Source organism: Rhodanobacter sp. OR87, assembly GCF_000473345.1.
GTDB classification, from domain to species: Bacteria; Pseudomonadota; Gammaproteobacteria; order Xanthomonadales; family Rhodanobacteraceae; genus Rhodanobacter; species Rhodanobacter denitrificans.
Window position 1 is genome coordinate 1 of the sequence record NZ_AXBJ01000038.1, and the last position, 23,318, is coordinate 23,318.

Consider the following 23,318-nt stretch of genomic DNA (forward strand, 5'->3'; position numbering starts at 1 on the left):
GGATGCTCTGATTTATTCCCGATCTGCGGCATCATAGCGACAGACCTCAGGAAGCACCCGTCGATGAAGCAACGTTCCTTTGCCTCGCTCAGTTTCGAGTCCAAGAAGAAGCCGACGCGGCGGGAGAAATTTCTTGGAGAGATGGACAAGGTGGTGCCGTGGGAAGCGCTGTTGGCGTTGATCGCACCCGCCTATCCGACGTCTGGCCGACGTGGCCGACCGCCCATGCCAGCAGCGACCATGCTGCGCATCCACTTCATGCAGCAATGGTATGCGCTGAGCGATCCTGCGATGGAAGACGCGCTGTATGAGATCGAGTCAATGCGGCGCTTCGCTGGGTTGGAGTTGAACGAGGAGGCGATCCCGGATGAGACAACGATTCTCAAATTCCGCCGGTTTCTGGAACAGCACGGCTTGGCGGTTCGGATTCTCGAAACGGTGAACTCCTACCTCGGTAAACAGGGCTTGCTCTTGCGTCAGGGCACTATCGTGGATGCCACGATCATCCAGGCTCCGTCGTCGACGAAGAACCGCGACAAGCAGCGCGACCCCGAAATGCATCAGACGAAGAAAGGCCAGCAGTGGTACTTCGGCATGAAAGCGCACATCGGAGTGGACGTTGAATCGGGCTTGGTGCACACGGTGACCACCACACCAGCAAACGTGGGTGACGTGACGGAAGTAGACAAGCTGCTGCACGGCAAAGAGAAGACGGTGTACGCCGATGCCGGTTACCAGGGTGCCGAGAAGCGAGCAGCCAAGCGCGGTCGCACTTGGTACATCGCTGCCAAACGCGGCAGCGTCAAGGCGATGCCCGAAGGTGAGTTGAAGGAAGCGGTGAAGCACACCGAACACATGAAGGCAGCGGTTCGTTCCAAGGTAGAGCACCCGTTCCGGGTGGTGAAGCGCCAGTTCGGCTATCAAAAAGTGCGTTTCAAGGGACTATTCAAGAACACCGCGCAGGTACTGACGTTGTTCGCACTCTCAAATCTTTGGATGGCACGGCGAACGTTGCTGACTTCCGTAGGGGAGGTGCGCCCGTGAGGCACCCAATCATGGTGATTCGGCGCAAAACGGCACCGTGACAGTGCTGGAACTGCTCAAAAGTCATCTTTCTATGTAACAAGACCGGAAGTTTTGGCACGGCCGTCTGGACGGCTGTTTCGAACTTCATTGATCAGAGCATCCCTTAGTTCTTTCTTAACCGAACCTCGCCGGCTTTTGTTCCGAGCGTGACCAAAGAACATTGAGCCGGAGCGAAGAGCTTTCGTCCTCCTGCGGAGGGCGAGTTACTTTCTCTCGCTTGCCCGAGAGAAAGTAACCAAAGAGAGGGGCACCCCGCTTGCGCGCCTTGCGGGCATCCTGCCCGCAAGGTCCGCGGCCGGGTTCCGGGGTTTGTCGACAGCACATCCTGTGCTGACGCCAAACTGGCCGGCATCCATGCCGGCCACCCTGCGGGCTGATCCTCCACCCGCCCGCCGCTTCAGAGGGGACCCCGGTTAGAGCAACGCGCAATCCTGCGCGTACCCTTTAGAAGAGCCAGATCAAGAGCAACCGGCGGGCCGTGCCCGCCTACCGGAGCCTGCCAGCTTACGGTGACGGCCCCATCACGCGCAGCGCGAGGGTGGCGAAGGCGCCGTCGCGGGCCAGCGCGGTGATGCGGTAATCGCCGGCCTGCGGCAGGCTGATCGCAATCGCGGCATCGGCGTCGCTGCTGCCCTGCAGGCGACCGTTGAGCAGCCACTGCACGGCGGTTTGCGTACCCAGCGCGCGCAGCGTCACGCGCAGCGGGTGCTCGCTGTTCGGCGCCCGCCGCAGGGTGACGCCGTCGCCCAGGCCGGCGATGCGGATCGGCGCGGCGCGGTCGAGCGAGTCGGCGGCGCAGCCGGGCGCGAGCGGCGGCAGCGCGGAGCGGGCGCGGTCGTCCACGCCCAGCCAGGGCGTGGCCAGCGCGGGCCAGCGCGCCAGCTGGATGGTGTGCTCGTGGCTGGCGTGACAGGCACCGCTCAGACGCTGGCCTTTGGTATTCACGCGCAGGCTGAGCAGGCCGGACGACCACGCGCCGAGGTTGCGTTCGGCAAACGTGGGCGGCAGCGCGTCGTCGAGCACCCATGCGCTGCGGCGCTGGCGACACAGCGCGGGATCGGTGGCGGCGACCGCGCCGCCGAGCGGCCAGCAGATGTCGACCGACTTCACGCTGGCCGGTTGCGCCCGCGCGTGGCCGCCGCGCGAGGGCAGCATGTCGACGATCTGGAACAGCAGCGGCAAGGCGGTCACCGCGCCGTACTGGCCGGGCGACGGCGTGCCGTCCGGACGGCCGATCCACACGCCGACGGTCCAGCGGTCGGTGACGCCGATCGACCAGGCGTCGCGGTAGCCGTAGCTGGTGCCGGTCTTCCACGCCACCGTGGCATGCCGGTTGATCGCGCCGGCGAGCGGGCCGCCCTCGACGTCGGCCGGGTTGCTGGCGAGGATGTCGCGGATGATCCACGCCGCGCCGGGCGACAGCAGCCGGCGCGCTCGCGCCGGTTGTTCCGTGGTGTAGCGCGGCGTGCCGGCGAGGCCGCCGTTGGCGAACGCGGTGTACGCGCCGACCAGGTTCTCCAATCGGGTGGACGCACCGCCGAGGATGATCGACAGGTTCGGTTGCACACCCGCGGGCAGGCCCAGGTCGACACCGCCGTTGACCAGCCGCGCCACGAAGCGGTTCGGCCCGACCCGATCCAGCACATCCACCGCCGGCACGTTGAGCGAGCGCTGCAGCGCCTCGGTGGCGCTGACCGGGCCGGAAAACGCCTCGTCGAAATTGCCCGGCTTGTAGCCGCCGAAATCCTGCGGCGCGTCGACCAGCAGGCTCTGCGAGTGGATCAGGCCGTCGTCCAGCGCCAGGCCGTACAGGAACGGCTTCAGCGTCGAGCCGGGCGAGCGCGGCGCATCCACCATGTCGATGTAGCCGTGCCGCTGCGGATCAGCGAAGTCGCTGGTGCCGACGTAGATGCGCGCCTCCAGCGTCGCGTTGTCGACCACCAGCAGCGCCGCCGACGTGTGTGCCGGCAAGCGCGCGAGATACGCGCTGACCCGGTCCTCGGCAGCACGCTGCAGATTCGCGTCGATGGTGCTGGCGATGCGTCGCGCCTGCGGCTGCTGCCGGTGCAGGCGTTCGGCCAGCAGGGCCGCGGACAACGGCGCGCGCAGCGAGCGCGCCACCACCGGCTCGATCGCCGCGTCGCGCACCTCCGCCGCGCTCCACACGCCGAGGTCGCGCATGCGCTTGAGCACCTTGTCGCGCGCGGCGCGCGCCGCCTCGGGATGACGGTCCGGCCGCAGCCGGCTGGGCGATTGCGGCAATACCGCGAGCAGCGCCGCCTCGGCGCGCGACAGCCGGCCGGCCGGCTTGCCCAGGTACGCCCACGAGGCCGCCTCGACACCTTCGATCGGACCGCCGAACGGCGCGTGGTTGAGATACAGGTCGAGGATCTGCGCCTTGCTCAGATGCGCTTCCAGCTGCAGCGCGCGGAAAATCTGCACCAGCTTGCCACGGAACGTATGCGGAATCGGCTGGATGATCCGCGCCACCTGCATGGTCAGCGTGGAACCACCCGAGACGATGCGGCCGTGGCTCAGGCCGCCGGCGAGACCGCGCAGCAAGGCGTAGGGATTGACGCCGCGGTGGCGGTAGAACCAGCGGTCCTCGTAGGTCAGCAGCGCCTTCAGGTACAGCGGCGAGACCTGCTTCGCCGTGGTCGGGTAGCGCCACACGCCGTCGCTGTCGGCAAACGCGCGCAACGGCGTGCCGTCGCGTGCCAGCACCACGGTGCTGCCGGTGTCGGGCGCGGGGAGGTGCAGCGGGAACACCCGGTCGAGGGCGAAGGCAGCGAGCAGCAGCACGACGACGGCGACGAAGGCCGCGCACAGCCAGCGCCACGCGCGGGAGCGACGCGTGAAAGGGGACGGCTTGGCGGAAGTGGTCACAGTAATGATATCTGGCTCCCTCCCCTGCAACGCAGGGGAGGGCTAGGGTGGGGTGCTCTTCATCACGTCGAAGCGAAAGTCAAAAGCTTTACCCCCTCCCTACCTCCCCCTGCACAGCAGGGGGAGGAGCAGTTCGTCACGGCTCGACCACGCTGACCTTTGCGGGCTCAACCTTGCCGATGCCGCGCACGGCCGGGCGGTACATGTCCTCCACCAGCGGCGGCGGCACGCTGTACGTGCCCGGTGTCACCGCGCGCACCAGGTAGAACACGCGGGCCTGGTCGCCGCGGCTGAGGTTGAGGGCGGCGGCGTAGCGGTCGTCGCGGTATTCCTCGTGCACGATCTGCGCGGCGGCGGCGTGCTGGTCCAGCTCGATGCCGTCGATCACCACGCCGGACCACGACTGCGCACCGCCGAGGTTGAGGTTCTCCACCTCCAGGCCACCCGGCAGCAGATCGGTGACCAGCGCGTCGGGGACGTTCATGCGCGCCTCGATGCTCAGTTCGACGATCAGCGTGTCGCCTTCCTTTAGCTGGCTGCCGCTCCACGGCTTGCCGTCGGTGGTGAACCAGCTGCGCCGCACGTCGATCTGGCTGGCGTCGGCCGGCGGTGCCTGCTGCGGGATACCGGCCACGTCGAGCGTGGCGAAGATCGCCGCGTCGCTGGTCGGCTGCACGCTGACGCCGGCGCTGAACTCGGCCACGCTGAGCGCGCGGCTCCACACGCGCTGGTCCGGTGCCGGTTCGGTCTTGCCGTTCACCGTGAGCGTGGCGGCCAGCGGGGCATTGCTTTTCGCATCGAACGCCGCCGCCACGCGGGCGATCGCCGCCTGCTCCTGCGTGCTCAGGTACGACCACGACCAGCGGTAATCCTTGTCCTGCTGCTGGCGCACCCGCACGTTCGCGCTGGCGTTGCGCGCCCAGTCGACCAGCTTGGCGTCGTAGGCGGGCTTGCTCATGCCGTAGGTGTGGGTGAGCGCGACCATCAGCGCCAGGTCGCGCAGGTCCGAGCCGTAGTCGCCGACGTACCAGGGGCGCTCCTTGCTCCACGCGAACGCCTCGTCGACGGCCTTCTGCGCGCGCTCGGTGTCGCCCATCAGCTTCAGCGCGATGCCCAGATGCACCAGCGGCAGCGGCGCGACCAGCTTCTGCCGTTCGTTGTCGAAGATCGCGCGCAGCGTGCCCAGCGGCGCACGGTTGACGCGCGCCAGCACGAAGCCGGAGTACGCCTCGTCGGCGATGCGCAGGTGGTCGTGCTGTTCGTACTCGTAGTACGGATGGCCGCCGGCGAGCAGGTCGTCGTTGAGCCGCTGCAGCGATTTCTGCAGCACGTCCTGCGGCACCGCGAAGCCGGCGTCGCGTGCATCCAGCATGAAGTCGACCACGTACGGCGTGGTGAAGGTGACGATTGGGCTGCTGCCGCCCCAGAAGCTGAAGTGGCCGTTGCTGGCCTGGAACGAGGCGATCCGCGACAGCGCGCCGTCCACCGCGGCCTTGCGCACGGCGTCGCTCATCACTTGCGCGCCCAATGCCTTGGCCGTCTGGCCGTCCAGGATCAGCGCGGCGTAGCCCTTGCTGGTGGTCTGCTCGATGCAGCCGTACGGGTAGCGCAGCATGTCGCGCAGCGCGGCCGCATACGGCAGCGGCGGCAAGGTGCTCAGGGTGAGCCGCGCGTTCACCGTGGCCGGCAGCAGGCCGGCGACCGCGGCGGCGCCGAAGCGTTCGGGCTTGCCGGCTTCCAGCGCCATGGGCGCGGTGCTCACCGTTTCCGGCCAGGCCGGGCGCACCGCGAATTCGAAGTGGCGGTCGACCTGGTAATCGTTGAGTTCGGCGTGGATGTCGACCGCCGCCACCGCGGCGCCCGCCTGCGCCGTCACCGGCATGTGCACGGTGGTGCCGGCGCCGTCCTTCAGCGGCACGCTCTGCACGGCCTTGTCCACCGTGATCGGGCCGCCGCCCTTGACGCTGACCTTGGCCGTGCCGTCCTTGCCGGACAGGTTCTTCAGGTCGAGGCTGATCATCGCCTTGTCGCCGGCCGCCATCACCCGCGGCGTGCTCGGCTCCACCACCAGCGGCGCACGCACGGTGACCGCGCCGTCGGCGTTGCCGTAGCGGCTGTCGGTGTACGCCAGCGCAGCCAGGCGCAGGCTGCCGTTGAAGTCGGGTACGTCGACGTGCAGCGTGGCCTTGCCCTGCGCGTCGAACGCCACCGGGCCGGCGAACAGGTCGACGATCTGCACCTTCGGGTTGAGCCGGGTGGCCTTCGGCAACGCCGCGCCGCTCATGTCGCCGCCGTAGCGCAGCTTCGCCTCGACGCCGTCCATCGCCTCGATGAGGCGGCTATACAGGTCGTACGCGTCGACGCTCAATGCACGTTTGGCGAACAGCCACGCCCACGCGTCGGGCACCGGGTAATTGGTGATGTTGAGCACGCCCTGGTCGACCGCGGACAGCGTGACGAAAGCCTGCTGCCCGGCCAGGCCGGTGGCCTGCACGCCGACCTCGAGCGGGTTGCCCGGGCGCATCAGCGCGGGCGCGTCGAGCTTCAGCGGGACGCGCCGGTCGTTGCGGTCCATCGCCACGTACTCGACGCCCATCGCGCGCGCCGGCGTGGTGTGCTCGGCCGCCTCGCCGCCGCGGAACACCAGGGCGGTCACGTAGACGTCGTGGCACTCCCACTCCTTGGTCACCGGGATCTCGAAGGTGGCACCGGCTTTCGCGTCGATGTTCTTCGTGTAGAGCAGGTGGTCCGATTCCACCAGCAGCACGCCGGGCCCGTCGTGCGGCGGCGTCACCGTGACCTTCATGCGGTCGCCGGCGCGGTAGCGCGCCTTGTCCAGCTGCAGCTTGACCTTGTCCGGGCGTGCCTCCTTGCCCAGGTTCTCGTCGTCCCAGCTGTAGCCGGCGAAGAACGGGAACACCGTGGTGAGCTTCGTGGCCGGGTCGTACACCTCGACGCGGTAGCTGCCCCATTGCACCGGGAATTCGACGTGGGCCGATTTGCCGGCGGCCACGTCGATGTCCTTTTCCTCGATCAGCTGCAAGCGCTGGTTCGCATTCGACTGCCAACCGCCGCTGCGCTCATACAGCCAGTAGAAATCGCGCAGCTCGCGCTGCAGGCGCACCTTCAGGTGCGCGCCGGCGACCAGTTGGCCATCCGCGTTCGCGCGCACGATCTCGAAGCCTACCGGGCTTTCACTCTCGGCGCCCTGCTTCGGATCGAACAGCGGGCGCACGCCGACCAGCGCGTCGGCCGGCCAGTAGGTGCGCTTGAGCAGCCGCGTCACCGCGCGGCCGCCGCTCTCGTACACGCTGCCGGACAGGGTCACCGCCAGCGGCGCGACCGGTTTCACGTCGTCGGGCAGCGCCACGTCCTGCTCCAGCACGCCTTGCGCGTCGAGCTTGGCGTCGACCACGTCGTCGGCGCTCTTCGGCAGCTCGACCAGCGGGTTGCCGAAGAAGGTGTCCTTCATCGCCGCCACCGGATGCACGTCCGGCGCCACCAGCAGTTTCGCGGTGAAACGGTTGCCGTCGGCCGGCGCGCCGTACAGGTAGCTGGAGGCGACCTTCAGCTTCAGCGGCTCGCCCGGCGCCAGCCGCTGCTGCGGGCTGGACAGATCCACCTTGAGCCGCTCGGGCAGGAACTCCTCGACGTGGAACGGGAACGCCTGCACGGTCTCCTTGGCCGAAGGATCGAGGCGAAATTCCAGTTGCCACAAACCGGTCGGCGCGTCGGCCGGGATCGCCTGGCTCAGCTCGAAGTAGTTGAGCTGCTGCGGCTCCAGCCGCTTTTCCACCAGGGTACGGCCGTCCGGCTGCTTCACCCGCACGAACAGCGACTGCGCCTTCATCGGCTTGCCGTCGTCGTCGCGCAGCAGCGCCGAGGCGCGCAGCGTCTCGCCGGGACGGTACAGGTCGCGGCCGGACCAGGCGTAGACCTCGAACGGCGCCTGCCTGCGGCCGCTGATGTCGAAGTTGGACACGTCCAGCGCCGGCCGGTTGAACGGCAGCACCGAGACGTCCTTGCCGTGGCGCGCCACCAGCACGTCGGAGGCCTTGGCCTTGTACGCGAGCAGCGCGTTGCCGTCGGCGCCGGTCACGGCCTTGAGCTTGCTGCGCCCGGCCGCATCGCGGATCTCGATGTCCACCGCATTCACCGGCGTGCCGTCGCGCAGCGAGGCCACGTGCAGCAGCACGTTGTCGCGGTACACGCGCAGGTGCAGGCCGAGGTCGCTGACGAAGAAGGTGGCAGTGTCGTAGCCGTCCTTGAACGTGCCGCCGGCCTTGACCACCGCCATGTACACGCCAGGCGTAGCCAGTTCCTTGATGTTCTGCACCGGCAGGTAGGTCACGGTGCGCTCGTTCGGCTCGCCGCCCAGCGTGTAGTGGTTGGCGTAGACCGAGTCGGCCAGCTGGGTGATCGGCACCCGGCTGCGCCGCTCGTCGCCCTCGCCGCAGCTGTTGTAGTAGGCCACGTCGTGGTCGAGTTCATAGCTGTCGCGATGGCCGTTGCGCGGGTAGCTGCAGAACAGGTCCGACAGCGCGTCGTCGCGCACGCGGAAGAACTCCACGTCGGCGTCGTGCACGTTCATCGACACCAGCGGCAGGCCGCGGGTGCCGCGCGCCGGCAGCACGCTGCCGTGCGAGGCGAAGCCGACCGCTGCCGGCAGGTTGCCGGAGTACACGTCGTGCTTCACCTCGTGGCCGAGGGTGCGGCCGTCGGCAGCAAGCAGGCCGGCCTTCAGCTGCACCGCATAGCGCGTATTCGCCTGCACGAACGGGAAGCTCAGCGTCTTGCCGTCGTTGTCGAGGCTCCAGCTGCCGCTGACCGCTTCGCCGTTCGGGCCGGTCACCGCGATCAGCGTGTCGAACGCCTGCGCCGAGGCCAGCGTGGCGTTGAAGCGCAAGGTCAGCGCGGTGCGCGAATCGCTGGCCTGCGAACTGGCCGAGACCAGCGCGAACTCCGTTCTTGCCGGCGCCGGCGCGGAAGCGCTGCCGGCCGGCGCGCCCTGCAGGACCGGCTTGCCGTGGTCGGGTCCGCGATGGCAGGCCGCCAGCAGCAGGCCCAGCAGCAAGCTGATCAGGACGCGGGACAAGACCCGGCGCGAAAGGCACTCGTACGATCGACGCGACATGAAACCTTCCCCCTGTAGGTTTGCATGGGAGTATCGCCGCAATTCATGGCGCCTTGAAGGCGTGGATCGGGCGCGCGTCTTGCGGCGGGGCGGCGTTCAACGCGGCGTCGACACGTCCTGCCGGCCCAGCCAGTCGCCCAGCTGCATCAGCACCTGGCCGCGCCCTGGCTCGGCCTCGTTGAACAGCTCGTGATACAGCGTGGAGAAGAAGCGGGTGGTCAGCCGCCCGCTGGAGGCGGCCTTGCGCGCGAACGCGCGGCTGCCGGCGGGATCGACCAGGCCGTCGCTGTCGGCCACCAGCAGCAGGGTCGGCAGCGCAAGCGTGGCGGCGTCGGCGATGCAGCGGGCGCCGTCGCGGAAGATGAAGTCGGCCAGCCGCGGCGTGATCCAGCCGTGCCGCAGCGGGTCGCGACGATAGTCGGCGACCACCTGGCGGTCGTGCGAGAGCTGGTCGAAATCCAGCCCGCTGCGCAGCGGCAAGCTCGGCGCGAGGCGGGCGAGCAGGCGCGCCAGCGCGATCATCCGCGGCGATTCCCAACTGCGCAGCGCCGGCGAGGACAGCACCAGCGCCGGCGGTGCGACGCGGCCGTCCAGCACCGCGCGCAGGGCAACCAGCCCACCCATGCTGTGGCCGAGCAGCAGCGGCGGATACGGCAGGCCGTTGGCGTAGTCGTGGTAGACGGTGGCGAGGTCTTCCAGCAGGTCGTCGCCGTGGCGCAGGCCGCCGCGCCGGCCCGGGGTCTGGCCGTGGCCGCGCTGGTCGTAGCCGCGCACGGCGTAGCCGCGCTGGTTGAACCACTGCGCCAGGCGCTCGTAGCGGCCGCCGTGCTCGCCCAGCCCGTGCACCAGCAGCACCGCGCCGCGCGACCGGGCCAGCGGCCAGTCGCGCAGGAACAGCGGCTGGCCGTCGGCCATGGCGAGCCAGGACGTGTGTTCGGTGCCGTCCGCAGGACGGTTCTGCAGTGCCGCGCGCATGGGTGGTTCCGCGTCCGTTTTGGTGGCCCGGCGCCGCCGCATGCGCCGGGCCGGGACTGGCATCAATGTTCCGTGACCCGCATGTCCTTCGTCAGCAGGTCGAGCTTGCCCTTCATGTCGGCCTGGGGCTGCGTGCCCGCGGTGCCGTAGAAGGCGGTGTACAGCACCGTGGACGGCTGCCCGGCCGCGCCGGCCGGGGCGACCACGGCGTTGATCATCATCAGGTCGTTCTCGTAGCGCGCCACGGCATTGTAGGGATACTGCCGCTCCGACAGCTTGCGCCAGCGGCTGCTCAGGTCGTCGTCCAGCCCGGGCGGCGGCGCGACGTAGCGCTGGACGTTGACGTTGTTGTGGTCGTCGGAGGCCGAGTCCTTCCAGATGTCCACGTCGCCCACGTCCCACACCGGCTTGCCGCCGTCCAGGAAGAAGCGGAAGCCGAGCCACAGCAGGTTGTCCGGCTTGACCGGCTGCAGCGAGGACGGGTAGGAGAACGCCACCCGCGGCGAGGCGTAGCTGAAGCGGCGGTCGTAGTCGAAGTCGATGCGGATGTCCTTCAACGTGGCCGGCTGCAGCGCCGGGTTGCCGAGGAAGTCCTTCCACTGCGCCAGGGTGCCCTGGTAGGTGACGTGGACAAAGCTGCTGATCTCGTCCAGGTCCAGCATCGTGTCGTGCGCGTGGGCGGGCGGCGCAAAGCGCACCAGCATCACGCTGCCGTCCGGCACCAGCAGCGAATACGTCACCACGAAGGCGTTCGCGTAGGGCAGCGGCCACACGCCGATGCGCCAGGATCGCTGCCAGCGGTCGAGGTGGGTCGATTCGCGGACAGGCTTGCCCAGCGAGGTGATCTTCACCTTTTCGCCGGCGACCGCGCGCTGGAACATGCCGGTTCGCGCCAGCAGGTCCATGCGCGCCTTCGCGTCGCCGTAGAACGTCGCCGCGGCCATCCCGTCGGGCCGGCGCAGACGGACCAGCCCGTTGCGGGCGACCCCGCCGGTCGCCACGTAGCCATTGCCGTCCAGCGCGAAATACTGCGTCTGCTCGCCGACACGCCGCCATTCGCCGTCGCTGCCACGCACGATCAGCGTGGGAAAGCCGTTCAGTTGCGTCTGCTGGTGCAGCAGGCGTGCCGAGCCCGCGCCGTTCGGGAACAGGTTGGCGGACTCCTTGGCGAGCAGCGCCTTCAGCTGCGCGTCGCTGTTGGCGTCCATGCGCGACTGGAATTCGCGGTAGAAATCGCCGAGGCCGGCGGGCAGCGCGAACTGCGCCTTGAGCTGGCCGTTCTGGATCGTGTCGAACAGGTCGAGCTGGTAGGCGAGGCGCGACTCCATGACGGCCCGGCCGGCCGGTGCGTCCAGCACCTCGTGGATCGGCAGCGCGTAGTTGAGGTTCTCGTTGGCCGACTTCATCAGCACCACGCCGATCAGCTTGCCGTCCTTGTCCAGCAGCGGGCCGCCGCTGTTGCCGGGCGAGGCGGCGGCGGAGAAGCGCATCCATTTCCAGGCACCGTTCTCCTGTTCCGGCGTGTCGGAGGTGTACAGGCCGTCGCGGATCACCACACCGGTGCCCAGCGCGTTGCCCACCGCGTAGACCACCTGGTTGAGCGCCGGACTGGCGTCGATCTCCAGCGCCGCGTCGCCCGCCGGCGGCTGCGCCAGCGTGAACACCACGAAATCCTTGCCCAGCGAGAACTTCTCGATCTTGCCGATCGGGTACACACGGCCGGCGGCGTCGCGCAGTTCGGGCGGCCCCCACAGGCTGTCCGCGCCGGCCAGCAGCACGTGGCCGGCGGTGACGTAGCGGTTGTGACCGATCGCGAACGCGGTGCCGATCGAGTAGTACTTGTCGGTGCGCTCCTGGTAGGGCAGCTGCTCCAGCGGCAGCGGCCGCTCGTAGCTCAGCGGGTCGCCGGCCGGCTTGGCCTGCACCACCTCGAAGGTGGCCGCCTGGATCTTCGGCAGCAGCGCCGGATCGAGGCTGGCCGCCCGTGCCGCCGACATTCCCGCCAACCCCAGGCCGGCCAGCAGCAGCATGCCGCAGCGGCGGATGGCCCCTTCGCACCATGTACGCATGTGTTCAATCCCTTGCATCGGGCGCCACCCGCGGACTCCCCTCGGCATCCTCGCGGGCAGCGGCCGACCTGCATCTTGGCATGGCCGCGCGCCGCTTGCATGGCAGGCGCGGGCCGCGGCGCGGGCGGTGCGATGCGCTGCGCCGCCGCGCCGGGCGCCGGCGCGGCGGGGTACGGTTTACAGCTCGGCGCGGAATTCCACGCCGATGATGCGCGGGTCGTTGACGAAGGCGGTGCGGTTGTTGAAGTCGATCGCGCCGGTGATCGCCCGCTTGTCGGTGATGTTGCGGCCGTACAGGGCGACCTCGCGGCGGCCGTAGTCCCAGTTGTAGCCGAGCCGCACGCCGCCTTCCAGCAGCGGCTTGCCCTTGAACTCGGCCGAGTCGTACAGGAAGAAGTTCACCTCGCTGCGGTAGTTCCAGTCGGTGTAGACGAAGAACTCGCCGCTGTCGCCGTACGGGATGCCATAGCGCGCGGTGAGCGTGCCGATCCACTTCGGCGCGTTCGGCAGGGTGTTGCCGTCGATCAGCGCATTGCCCGCAGCGTTGAGCGGGTCGAGCACGGTGCAGCCGGAGCCGCATACGGCCACCGCCAGGCCCGGGTCCTTCAGCTTGGTGAAGTTGTAGCTGCCGCCGGCGGTGAGCACGAAGTTCGGCGTGAGGTAGGCCTCCAGGTCGAACTCGGCGCCGTAGCCCTCGGTCTTCTTCGCGTTGATCAGGCGGGTGATGTTGATGTCGCCGCCCACCGCGGTGAGCTGCTGGTTGTGCATGTTGTAGCCGTACACGTCCGCGTTGAAGCGCACGTGGTTGTCCATGCCGGTGGTCTTCACGCCCAGCTCGTAGCTGGTGATCGTCTCCGGCTTGGCCTGCGAGATAAAGTCGGAGAACAGCACGCGGCCCTGCACGCTGGGCGCGCGGAAGCCGTTGGCGACGCGCGCGTACACGTTGACGTTCGGGTTCAGCGTCCAGGTGCCGGTGAGGTCGCCGCTCCAGCGCGCGTCGTGCGGATTCGCGGTCAGCTGCAGCGGGCCGCCGCCGATCGGCGACAGCACGCGGTCCACCTTGAAGTCGCGCGAATCGTGCGACCAGCGCGCGCCGGCGCGCAGCTCGAAGTCGTCGGCGAGCTGGTAGTTGGCCGAGCCGAACAGCGCCCACGCCTTGGTGCGCTGGGTCTGCATGGCGTAGCCATCCAGCGCGTGGTTGTTGAAGGTCGCGTAGTCGAAGTTGCTGATCGCGATGTCTTCGTCGAACCAGTAGGCGCCGACCTGCCAGTTGAGCTTGTCCCGGCCGTTGCTGGCGAGGCGGAATTCCTGGGTGATCTGGCGGTCGTGCGGCAGCGCGTCGGCGGTCTCGACCGGGAACGGGATGAAGCCCGGGCCCATCGGCGGGTGGAACACCGCGCCGTAGCCGCCGTCGACGTCGCCGAGGCTGTAGGTGGTGGCGCGTTCCAGCCCGGTGATCGAGGTGAAGGTCAGGTCGCCGAGGTTCCATGCCAGGTGCAGGTTGCTGCCCCAGCTGAACAGGTGCTGCTTGTTGCGGCCGTCCTGCGCAACCTTGTCGCGGTCGAAGCCGGGCACGAAGCTGGGATCGCCCAGTTCGATCGCGTTGGCGCGGTTGACCATCGCGCTGCCGTCCAGCCAGCGCGCGTGGCCGTTGATCAGCGCGCTGAAGCCGCCGTCCTCGTACAGCGCCTGCAGCCGCACGGCACGGTCGTCGTAGCCGCCCAGCGCGTTCTTCTGGCCGGTAAAGGTGTTGTCGATCCAGTCGTTGCGGTGCTGCGCCAGTGCGGAGACGCGGCCGGACCAGTGCCCGCCCAGCGAACCGCCCAGCGCGGCCTCGGCATTCGCGGTGCCGAGCGAGCCATAGGAGACGCGCGCGTAACCGCTGGTTTCCTGGCTCGGGCGCACCGACTCGAACTTGATCACGCCGGCCGGCGAGTTGCGCCCGAACAGCGTGCCCTGCGGGCCGCGCAGTACTTCGACCTGGGCCAGGTCGAACAGCGGGAAGCCCTTCAGGATCGGGTTCTCCTGCACGATGTCGTCGTACACCATCGACACCGGCTGCGAGGCGTTGAGGTCGAAATCGCTGTTGCCCAGGCCGCGGATGTAGAAGCGCGGGAACTCGCGGCCGTAGGAGGTCTCGGCGTATACGCTGGGTGCGCGCGAGGCGAGCTGCAGCACGGTGTCGCCGGACTGGCCGAACGCCGCCAGCTTGTCCGGCGTCAGCACGGTCAGCGCCATCGGCACCTTCTGCATGTTCTCCACCCGCTTCGAGGCGGTGACGTTGACCGTCTGCAGTTCGGTGGTCTTGGCCGGCTGCGGCTTGGCCGGCGCGGCCTGCTGCGCCAGTGCAGCGCCCGGCGGCAGCGCGGCGGCGATGCTGGCGGCGAGTACGGCGAGGCGCAACGAAGTGGCGACGTGCATGGTCGGTCCTTGAATGGCGGAGGGAGGACGCCGCGGCCGGTCCACGCCGGCACGCGTCGCCGCCGTATTGTCATACAGCGGACTTCCGCGTGAAAGGGAAGTGTGATCGGGTCAGCGCTGCGCACCGGCGGGAAAGACCGCCGGCAGCCGCAGTTCCGCCCGCTGTTCGATCTGCGCGGACGAGCGGCCGAGCAGCAGTCGGTACGTCCCGGCGGCGACGCGCCAGCCGTGGCCCCGGTCGTCGTAGCGCGCGAAGCGCACGGCCGGCAGCGCCAGGCGGACCCGCTTCGTCTCGCCCGGCCGCAGCGCCAGCTTCTGCCAGCCGACCAGCCGCGACACCTGCTCGCCGGGCAACTGCACGTAGAGCTGCGGCACGTCGGCGCCGGCGCGCGATCCGGTGTTGGTGACCGCGAATGAGGCCGTCACCGCGCCGGCCGCATCGGTGGTGACGGTCAGCGGGCCGTAGCCGAAGGTGGTGTAGCCCAGCCCATAGCCGAACGGGAACAGCGGCTCGCTGCCGCGGCGCTGGAACCAGCGGTAGCCGACGTCGGCACCCTCGATGTCGTAGTCCACCGTATCGGCGGGCTTGCCCTGCGGCGGCAGGCCGATCGCGGCCAGGCCGGCGCCGGCGATGGCCGGGCGCGGCAGCTGCGACGCGTCGCGCGGCCAGCTGAGCGGCAGCCGGCCGGACGGGGCCACTTCGCCGAACAGCAGCCGCGCGATCGCCTCGCCGCCGGCGTTGCCGGGGTACCAGGCCTCCAGCACCGCCGCGGTCTGCGCCAGCCACGGCATCGCCACCGGGCCGTTGTTCTCCAGCACCACCACGGTGCGTGGGTTGGCCTTGGCGACGGCAGCGACCAGCGCATCCTGGTGGCCGTCCAGCGCCATGCTTGGGCGGTCGAACGACTCGGCCGCCCACTGCTGCACGAACACCACCGCCACCGCGGACGAGGCGGCCAGCTTCGCCGCGGCCGCGATGTCCTCGCCGCTGGCGTAGCTGGCCTTGCCGCCGACGCGGCGGGCGATCGCCGCCAGCGGCGCGGACGGGTGGTACATCACCGGGCCCGGCCACACGGTCGGCGCCAGCCCCGGCACCGCATTGCCGCCTGGGGCGGTCACCGCCGACGAGCCGCCGCCGGCCAGCACGCCCTGGTCCGCGTGCGCGCCGATCACCGCCACCGAGGCCAGCGTGCGCGCCAGCGGCAGCAGATTGTCCTGATTGCGCAGCAGCACCGCGCCGGCCTCGGCGGCGTGTTGCGCCACGTTCGCGTCGGCGGCGTAGTCGATCGGCGCCGCCTTGGCCGGATGGTCGATCGCGCCCACGGCGAACAGGCTGCGCAGGATGCGCCGCACCATGTCGTCCAGCCGCGCCTGCGGCACCTCGCCCTTGGCGATCGCCTCACGCAGCGGCGCGGCGAAGAACACCTGCGGGTCGAACGTCTCGCCGGCCGATTCCTGGTCCAGCCCGGCCAGCGCCGACTTCGCCGCGCTGTGCACCGCGCCCCAGTCGGACATCACGAAACCTTGGTAGCCCCAGTCGCGCTTGAGCACCTGGTCGAGCAGCCATGCGTTCTCGCAGGCGTAGGTGCCGTTGACGCGGTTGTACGCGCACATCACCGAGCCCGGCGCACCGATGCCCAGCGCGATCTCGAACGCACGCAGGTCCGATTCGCGCGCGGCGACCCGGTCGAGCTTCGCGTTCATCGTGTTGCGGCCGGTTTCCAGGTCGTTGACGGCGTAGTGCTTGAGCGTGGACACCACGTGCTGCGACTGGATCCCGCGCACCGCGTGGCCGGCCATCACGCCGGCGAGCAGCGGGTCCTCGCCGGCGTACTCGAAGTTGCGGCCGTTGCGCGGGTCGCGCAGCAGGTTGACGCCGCCGGCCAGCAGCACGTTGAAGCCCTTGCGGTGCGCCTCGCGGCCGATCATCGCGCCGCCGGCCTCGGCCACCGCCGGGTCCCAGCTGGCCGCCGTGGCCAGGCCGGAGGGCAAGGCCGTGGCGACGTCGCGGCTGTGCGCGTTGAGCGGGCGCGCCACGCCCAGCCCGGCGTCGGTCTCCTGCAGTGCCGGCAGGCCCAGCCGCGAAAGCGCCGGCGCGCAAGCCGCCGAGCCCAGCGCGCAGGCCGGCGCCGGCTTGCCGTCGGAGGCGCTGCCATAGGCGGTGGTGATCAGCTGGAACTTCTCGTCCTGGCTCATCGCCTGCACCACCAGCGCCGCGCGCGCATCGGGGGACAGCGAAGTGTTCATCCAGGGTCGCGCCGGCGGCTCTCCGGCCGCAGTGGCAGTGGCCACCACGGCCAGGGCGAAGGCACAGGCGGACAGACGGCGCGGACGACGGGACATGGGCGACCTCGGGCGAAGAAGGAAGGCGGCTGACGGCACTGCGCAGAGTGCTAACGTAACGTTTTCAGCGCAAGCCACTGACGTCACGAATCGGCGCCTCGCGCTTGCGTGCAGTGCCGATGGTACCCATCTTTCGGAGCACCATGTCGTCCCCGCTCGCCGATTTCCATCCTGCCGTCGCCGCCTGGTTCCGCGGCGCGTTCGCCGCGCCCACCGCGGCGCAGGCCGCCGCGTGGCCGTCGATCCGCGCCGGCCGGCACACCCTGGTCGCCGCGCCGACCGGCTCGGGCAAGACGCTGACCGCCTTCCTCGCCGCGATCGACGAACTGGTGCGCGAGGGTGTGGCGCACGGCGGCACGCTGGCCGATGCCACCACGGTGCTCTACGTGTCGCCGCTGAAGGCGCTGTCGAACGATATCCACGTGAACCTGGAAGCACCGCTGGAAGGCATCCGCGCGGAACTCGAGAAACTCGGCCTGCCCGACGTGGCGATCCGCACCGCGGTGCGCACCGGCGACACCCCGCAGGTCGAGCGCAACCTGCTGCGCAAGCGGCCGCCGCACATCCTGGTGACCACGCCCGAATCGCTGTACGTGCTGCTGGGCTCGGCCTCGGGGCGTTCCATGCTGGCGAGCGTGCGCACGGTGATCGTCGACGAGATCCATGCCATCGCCGGCAGCAAGCGCGGCTCGCACCTGGCGCTGTCGCTGGAGCGGCTGCAGTCGCTGTGCCAGCGGCGCCTGTTGCGCATCGGGCTGTCGGCAACACAGAAGCCGATCGAGAAAGTCGCCGACTTTCTCGTGGGAGCCGGTGATTACGCCACGCTCGCCGCTCTTGCCCCTCCCCCTGCTGGCAGGGGGAGGCTGGGAGGGGGTGAGGCTCTTGATCTTGACCTTGATCTCAAGCTCAAGAGCAAGAGCACCCCACCCCAACCCTCCCCTGCGACCGAAGGAAGTCCCTTTGGGGCAAGCAGGGGAGGGAACCCGGTCACCATCATCGACGTGGGCCATACTCGCCCCCGCGACCTCGCCATCGAAGTGCCGCCCGTCCCGCTCGAAGCGGTGATGTCTAACGACGCCTGGGAGGCGGTCTACGACCGCCTCGCCCAGCTGGTGCGCGCGCATCGCACCACCCTGGTCTTCGTCAACACGCGACGGATGGCCGAGCGCGCCGCACGGCATCTGTCCGAGCGGCTGGGCAAGGAGCACGTGGCGGCGCACCACGGCAGCCTGGCCAAGGAGCTGCGGCTGGACGCCGAGCAGCGGCTGAAGCGCGGCGAGCTCAAGGTGCTGGTGGCCACCGCGTCGCTGGAACTGGGCATCGACATCGGCGAGGTCGACCTGGTCTGCCAGCTCGGCTCGCCGCGCTCGATCGCCGCGTTCCTGCAGCGCGCCGGCCGCTCCGGCCACAGCATCGACGGCACGCCGAAGGCGCGGCTGTTCCCGGCCACCCGCGACGACCTGATCGAATGCACCGCCCTGCTCGACTGCGTGCGCCGCGGCGAGCTGGACGCGCTGGTGATGCCGCCGCAGCCGCTCGACGTACTGGCGCAGCAGATCGTTGCCGAAGTGGCCTGCGCCGAATGGGACGAGGACGCGCTGTACGCACTGGTACGCCGCGCGTATCCGTACCGCGAGCTCGCGCGCGCCGATTTCGACGCGGTGGTGCGCATGCTGGCCGAAGGCTTCACCACACGGCAGGGGCCGCGCGCGGCCTACATCCACCGCGACGCGGTGAACCGCCAGCTACGCCCGCGGCGCAGCGCGCGGCTCACCGCGCTGACCTCCGGCGGCACCATCCCCGACACCGCCGACTACAAGGTGGTGCTGGAACCGCAGGCGATCATCGTGGGCACGGTGAACGAGGATTTCGCGGTCGAGAGCATGGCCGGCGACATCTTCCAGCTCGGCAACGCCAGCTACCGCATCCAGCGCGTCGAGCGCGACCGCCTTCGCGTGGAGGACGCGCACGGCGCACCGCCGAGCATCCCGTTCTGGCTGGGCGAGGCGCCGGGGCGCAGCGACGAGCTGTCGCTCGGCGTATCGCGCCTGCGCGAGGAAATTTCCGCGCAACTCGACGCCGGCGGCGTGCCGGCCGCGGTCGCCTGGCTACACGATCAGCTCGGCCTCGACGAAGCCGCCGCGCAGCAGCTGGCCGATTATCTGGCCCGCGCGAAAGCCGCGCTGGGCGTGCTGCCCAGCCAGCGCACGCTGGTGCTGGAGCGCTTCTTCGACGAATCCGGCGGCACCCAGCTGGTGATCCACACGCCGTGGGGCAGCCGCATCAACCGCGCGTGGGGGCTGGCGCTGCGCAAGCGCTTCTGCCGCCAGTTCAACTTCGAGCTGCAGGCGGCGGCCACCGAGGACGCGATCGTGCTGTCGCTGTCGACCAGCCACAGCTTCCCGCTGGAGGAAGTGGCGCACTACCTGCACTCGGCCACCGCCGAGCATGTGCTGGTACAGGCCCTGCTCGACGCGCCGCTGTTCCCCGCGCGCTGGCGCTGGAACGCGGTGACCGCGCTGGCGCTGCCGCGCTTCACCGGCGGCAAGAAGACTCCGCCGCCGCTGCAGCGGATGAAGAGCGAGGACCTGCTCGCCGCGGTGTTCCCCGACCAGGTCGCCTGCCTGGAAAACATCGTGGGCGAACGCGAGGTGCCCGACCACCCTCTGGTCAACCAGACCCTGCACGACTGCCTGCGCGAGGCGATGGACGTGGACGGCCTGCTGGCCATCCTGCGCCGGCTCGAAGCCGGCGAGATCGCCATCGTGGCGCGCGACCTCAGCGCGCCCAGCCCGCTCGCCGCCGAGGTGCTGAACGCCGCGCCGTACGCCTTCCTCGACGACGCGCCGCTGGAGGAACGCCGCACCCAGGCCGTGCAGACGCGCCGCTGGAACGCCGACAGCGCCGACGACCTCGGCCGGCTCGATCCCGACGCGATCGCCGCGGTGCGCGAAGAGGCGTGGCCGCAGGTGCGCGACGCCGACGAGATGCACGAGGCGCTGACCCTGCTGGGCTTCGTCACCGCCGAGGAAACCGCCGCCAACAGCGGCTGGCAGGAACGGCTGCAGGCGCTGGCGAAGGCGAAGCGCGCGACCCGGCTCGGCGACGTCTGGACCACGGCCGAGCAGTTGCCGCTGTGGCAGGCGCTGCATCCCGCCGCCGCGATGCAGCCGCCGATCGCCGCACCGGCCGAGTACGCCGCGCAGCCATGGACGCGCGATGGCGCGCTGCAGGAGCTGGTGCGCCATCGCCTCGGCGGACTTGGCCCGGTCACCACGAAGACCCTGGCCGCCTCGCTGGCCGTCGAGGCAGGCGAGGTCGAACCGGCGCTGCTGCGCCTGCAGTCCGAAGGCTACGTGATGCAGGGCCGCTTCAGCGCCGACGCCGTCGACACCGAATGGTGCGAGCGACATCTGCTGGCGCGCATCCACCGCTACACCATCGGCCGGCTGCGCCGCGAGATCGAGCCGGTGAGTCGGCGCGCGCTGATGCGCTTTCTGTTCGACTGGCAACACGTATCTTCGGCCACGAAGCTGAGCGGGCCTGACGCGTTGGCCGCCACGCTGGCGCAGCTGGAAGGCTACGAGGCGGCCGCCGGCGCCTGGGAAGCGGAGATCCTGCCGGCGCGCATCGCGGATTACTCGATCAACTGGCTGGACGAGCTGTGCCGCGCCGGACGCATCGTCTGGAGCCGCCTGCGCACCGGCAGCGGCGGTGGCGGCGGCCCGGTGCGCGGCACGCCGATCGTGCTGCTGCCACGGCGCGACATGGCCGCCTGGACGTCCGTCGCTGCCGACGACCCGCAGCAGATCCTGCTGTCGTCGCGCGCGCAAGCCGTCGCCGACGCGCTGCAAGAACGCGGCGCGCTGTTCTTCGACGAGCTGCTGGACACCACCCGGCTGTTGCGCACCGAACTGGAGGACGCTCTGGGCGAACTGGTCGCCACCGGCCGCGTCAGCGCCGACAGCTTCGCCGGCCTGCGCGCCCTGCTGCTGCCGGCGGCGAAGCGCGACGGCGGGCGGCATCGGCGGTTGCGCCGGCACCAGCTCAGCGGCATCGAGGATGCAGGGCGCTGGGCACTGGCGCGCGTCACCACGGCGGGCGACGGCAAGGTCGCCGCACCCGAGGCCATCGAACACATCGCCCGCACCTTGCTGCGCCGCTACGGCGTGGTGTTCTGGAGACTGCTGGAACGCGAGGCGCCGTGGCTGCCGCCGTGGCGCGAACTGCTGCGCGTGTACCACCGGCTGGAAGCGCGCGGCGAGATCCGCGGCGGACGCTTCGTCGAAGGCCTGGTCGGCGAGCAGTTCGCCCTGCCCGAGGCCATCGCGCCGCTGCGCGCGGCACGCGCGCGCGCGGACGACGGCGAACTGGTCTGCCTCAGCGGCAGCGACCCGCTCAACCTGGTCGGCACCGTGCTGGCTGGCGACAAGGTGCCGGCACTGCCCGGCGCCCGCATGCTGTACCGCGACGGCGCGCCGATCGCCGCACTGGTCGCCGGCAGACTCGTGCCCCTGACCGAACTCCCCGCCGCCGACCTGCAGCTGGCGAAACACGCCCTGCTGCGACATCCGCCGGCACCGCCACCGGTTCGAGCGGCGGCGCGCTGAGGCACGGCGCCGGGCCATCTACTTCGTTCGAGCAATGACACTCACGGCCACGGCCAGGAATGGAAGCGCGATCGCGCCTACCAGGCACACCTGCTTCAAGGTGCCGGATTCGTCCGGGCAAAACATGACGAGGATGAGGCTCATTGCCACGAGCGCCATGGCAATGGCATCGGCCCTTCGAACATTCATAACCCCCCCCTGACGGTCCGCTGGATGACCGCAACATATCCACTTCACCTATCCCGGAAGCCTTGGACAGCACATGGCCCGAGCCACTCCTTGCAAAGCCTGCTGCGCCCTCTGTATCCCATCACGATTTCCTGATCGGACTCAGGAGTATCAGCAATATCGAGCAGAGCAACACGAACACCGCACCTGACAGCAGCACATATTTGTATCGTCCCAAGTCGTTGGAGAAAAGCAGGCCAAGCACCGTTAACAGCAGCCCCACCGGCACAAGTGACAACCCAGCAACCATGCGATTCATAGCAACCCTCGTTTAGTTAAGCGGCGAGATCAGCTCCGAAGCGCAACGCCCTACTTCAGCCTGGCCATGATGCTCACCACTGACCTGCCCGCACCAGGTGTTCGATGCATCCCTCATTTATAGAAAGCCTCGAAAGCCAACAGCGATAAATTATAGGCGCCATGAAACATGGATCGCTGGATCGTATCCACCCCTTTCAGGGCCATTGCGCAAAGTACCAAAGATATAAAAAAGGCTACAAGAAAGACCAGCCTCGCACCATGGTGCGACCACGCAAAAAGTAACGAGCAAAGCAAAGATCCTGCGTAAGGCCCAATCCGCTTCCGCGCACCATCGAGCATGATTTGCCTGACGACCTTCTCTTCAAAAACCGGAATCGCCAGCGCGCTTAGCGCCAGGAAACCAAACAAAGCCTCGGAAGAAGCGTATTCAAGCCGCACATGCCTGTAGATCAAAAAAAAGAAAAAACCGCCGAGCACAACTCCGGCTGCACCCAACATGCCACCCGTCGAGGTGATCCTGACTCGCTCCGGATAAAGCATGAAGGCGCCTATGGTTGCCCCCACATACACGAATGCCTCCAGCAACTCATGACCACTACTCCGCACCCATCCGGACGCCATACCTACTGCCATCGTCAATATCAAGCCAATGACGAAGGCGTACCTATCCAGTTCGTTGGGACGTAATCTCATCTCGGCGCACTCCAACAAAGAGCCCGAGGAGTACCCTCGGGCCCCGCTAGCCTATTAGAACCAAGTAAGTATCCCCCGGCAAAGCCGGGGGCTTTAGTTATGTGAGCCGCTCAAAGCGGCTTGGGCGGGGTCGCTGACGCGGCCCCTCTGGTATGGCCACCTTACGGCGGCTGGCCTATCTCAGTAGTTGAAGCTGCTCCAACCGTCGATCCTCTGCCTCTTGATTGCGGATGTACGCCCGGATCACCTGCTCGTCTCGACCCACAGTCGAGACGAGATATCCTCGCGCCCAAAAGCTCTGCCCCACGAAGTTGCGCTTGCGCTCCCCATACACTCGCGCCAGATGGATTGCTCTTTCCCTTGACCTGATTAGCGACGACGCTCAGCCGACTGTCGCGTGATGTGAGACGTGCGCGGCGGAGGCTCAGTGCCATGTTACGAGGCGGAGAACCGGCATGGCCATGAACCAAGTGCAGTTCCAGTCGGGGTTGTCGATGGCGCAGTTCATCCGGCGCTACGGCACGGAGGCGAGGTGCTACCGGGCGCTATACCGGGCGCGCTGGCCGCAGGGGTTCCGCTGCCCGAGGTGCAACAGCCGGCCACGCTCGCGGT

11 protein-coding genes and 1 pseudogene are annotated in these 23,318 nt (G+C 69.1%); 3 read left to right on the plus strand and 9 right to left on the minus strand.

What is annotated here, in order from left to right; translation table 11 throughout:
- Positions 1–63: 63 nt before the first annotated feature.
- Complete coding sequence (locus tag RHOOR87_RS0118070) at positions 64–1,044, plus strand: IS5 family transposase (RefSeq protein ID WP_007509076.1); 981 nt, start codon at positions 64–66, stop codon at positions 1,042–1,044.
- A gap of 546 nt (positions 1,045–1,590) precedes the next feature.
- On the opposite strand, the gene pbpC is transcribed toward RHOOR87_RS0118070, so the two are convergent.
- From pbpC to RHOOR87_RS0118100, 6 genes are all read right to left on the minus strand, one after another.
- On the minus strand, positions 1,591–3,915 hold the full coding sequence (gene pbpC / locus RHOOR87_RS0118075; protein ID WP_231381834.1) for a penicillin-binding protein 1C: 2,325 nt from the start codon (positions 3,913–3,915) through the stop codon (positions 1,591–1,593).
- Positions 3,916–4,108: 193 nt separating this feature from the next.
- The gene (locus RHOOR87_RS0118080) at positions 4,109–9,106 is read right to left on the minus strand and encodes an alpha-2-macroglobulin (RefSeq protein WP_027485830.1); all 4,998 of its coding nucleotides are present in this window, start codon (positions 9,104–9,106) and stop codon (positions 4,109–4,111) included.
- 96 nt (positions 9,107–9,202) lie between these two features.
- Complete coding sequence (locus RHOOR87_RS0118085) at positions 9,203–10,081, minus strand: alpha/beta hydrolase (protein ID WP_007508779.1); 879 nt, start codon at positions 10,079–10,081, stop codon at positions 9,203–9,205.
- A 62-nt stretch (positions 10,082–10,143) separates the two neighbouring features.
- Positions 10,144–12,150, minus strand: coding sequence for a serine protease (locus RHOOR87_RS0118090; protein ID WP_027485831.1), 2,007 nt, complete (start codon positions 12,148–12,150; stop codon positions 10,144–10,146).
- Positions 12,151–12,327: 177 nt separating this feature from the next.
- Positions 12,328–14,571 (minus strand): TonB-dependent receptor, encoded by a 2,244-nt coding sequence (locus tag RHOOR87_RS0118095; protein ID WP_027485832.1) that lies wholly within the window; start codon positions 14,569–14,571, stop codon positions 12,328–12,330.
- 111 nt (positions 14,572–14,682) lie between these two features.
- A complete protein-coding gene (locus RHOOR87_RS0118100) occupies positions 14,683–16,914 on the minus strand; it encodes a glycoside hydrolase family 3 C-terminal domain-containing protein (RefSeq protein ID WP_027485833.1) in 2,232 nt (743 codons plus the stop codon).
- A gap of 143 nt (positions 16,915–17,057) precedes the next feature.
- Here RHOOR87_RS0118100 and RHOOR87_RS0118105 point away from each other — a divergent pair, with 143 nt between their 5' ends.
- Entirely contained in the window at positions 17,058–21,524 is a 4,467-nt protein-coding gene (locus RHOOR87_RS0118105) for a DEAD/DEAH box helicase (protein ID WP_027485834.1), read from the plus strand.
- A 310-nt stretch (positions 21,525–21,834) separates the two neighbouring features.
- Here RHOOR87_RS0118105 and RHOOR87_RS20540 read toward each other — a convergent pair whose 3' ends face one another.
- From RHOOR87_RS20540 to RHOOR87_RS20085, 3 genes and pseudogenes are all read right to left on the minus strand, one after another.
- Entirely contained in the window at positions 21,835–22,011 is a 177-nt protein-coding gene (locus tag RHOOR87_RS20540) for a hypothetical protein (RefSeq protein ID WP_155950979.1), read from the minus strand.
- Between the two features lie 113 nt (positions 22,012–22,124).
- Positions 22,125–22,706 (minus strand): CPBP family intramembrane glutamic endopeptidase, encoded by a 582-nt coding sequence (locus tag RHOOR87_RS0118120; RefSeq protein WP_007514303.1) that lies wholly within the window; start codon positions 22,704–22,706, stop codon positions 22,125–22,127.
- Positions 22,707–22,881: 175 nt separating this feature from the next.
- A pseudogene (locus tag RHOOR87_RS20085) lies at positions 22,882–23,058 on the minus strand (transposase); the annotation flags it as partial.
- 103 nt (positions 23,059–23,161) lie between these two features.
- Between RHOOR87_RS20085 and RHOOR87_RS20090 the strand changes: the two are divergent.
- Positions 23,162–23,318 (plus strand): transposase (locus RHOOR87_RS20090; protein WP_196806979.1); only part of this gene is annotated, 157 nt, incomplete at its 3' end.

Bases quoted from the DNA above. Each gene is read 5' to 3' on its own strand.
- RHOOR87_RS0118070 (WP_007509076.1), top strand. From the start codon at position 64: ATGAAGCAACGTTCCTTTGCCTCGCTCAGTTTCGAGTCCAAGAAGAAG.
- RHOOR87_RS0118080 (WP_027485830.1), bottom strand. From the start codon at position 9,106: ATGTCGCGTCGATCGTACGAGTGCCTTTCGCGCCGGGTCTTGTCCCGC.
- RHOOR87_RS0118085 (WP_007508779.1), bottom strand. From the start codon at position 10,081: ATGCGCGCGGCACTGCAGAACCGTCCTGCGGACGGCACCGAACACACG.
- RHOOR87_RS0118090 (WP_027485831.1), bottom strand. From the start codon at position 12,150: ATGCGTACATGGTGCGAAGGGGCCATCCGCCGCTGCGGCATGCTGCTG.
- RHOOR87_RS0118095 (WP_027485832.1), bottom strand. From the start codon at position 14,571: ATGCACGTCGCCACTTCGTTGCGCCTCGCCGTACTCGCCGCCAGCATC.
- RHOOR87_RS0118100 (WP_027485833.1), bottom strand. From the start codon at position 16,914: ATGTCCCGTCGTCCGCGCCGTCTGTCCGCCTGTGCCTTCGCCCTGGCC.
- RHOOR87_RS0118105 (WP_027485834.1), top strand. From the start codon at position 17,058: ATGTCGTCCCCGCTCGCCGATTTCCATCCTGCCGTCGCCGCCTGGTTC.
- RHOOR87_RS20540 (WP_155950979.1), bottom strand. From the start codon at position 22,011: ATGAATCGCATGGTTGCTGGGTTGTCACTTGTGCCGGTGGGGCTGCTG.
- RHOOR87_RS0118120 (WP_007514303.1), bottom strand. From the start codon at position 22,706: ATGAGATTACGTCCCAACGAACTGGATAGGTACGCCTTCGTCATTGGC.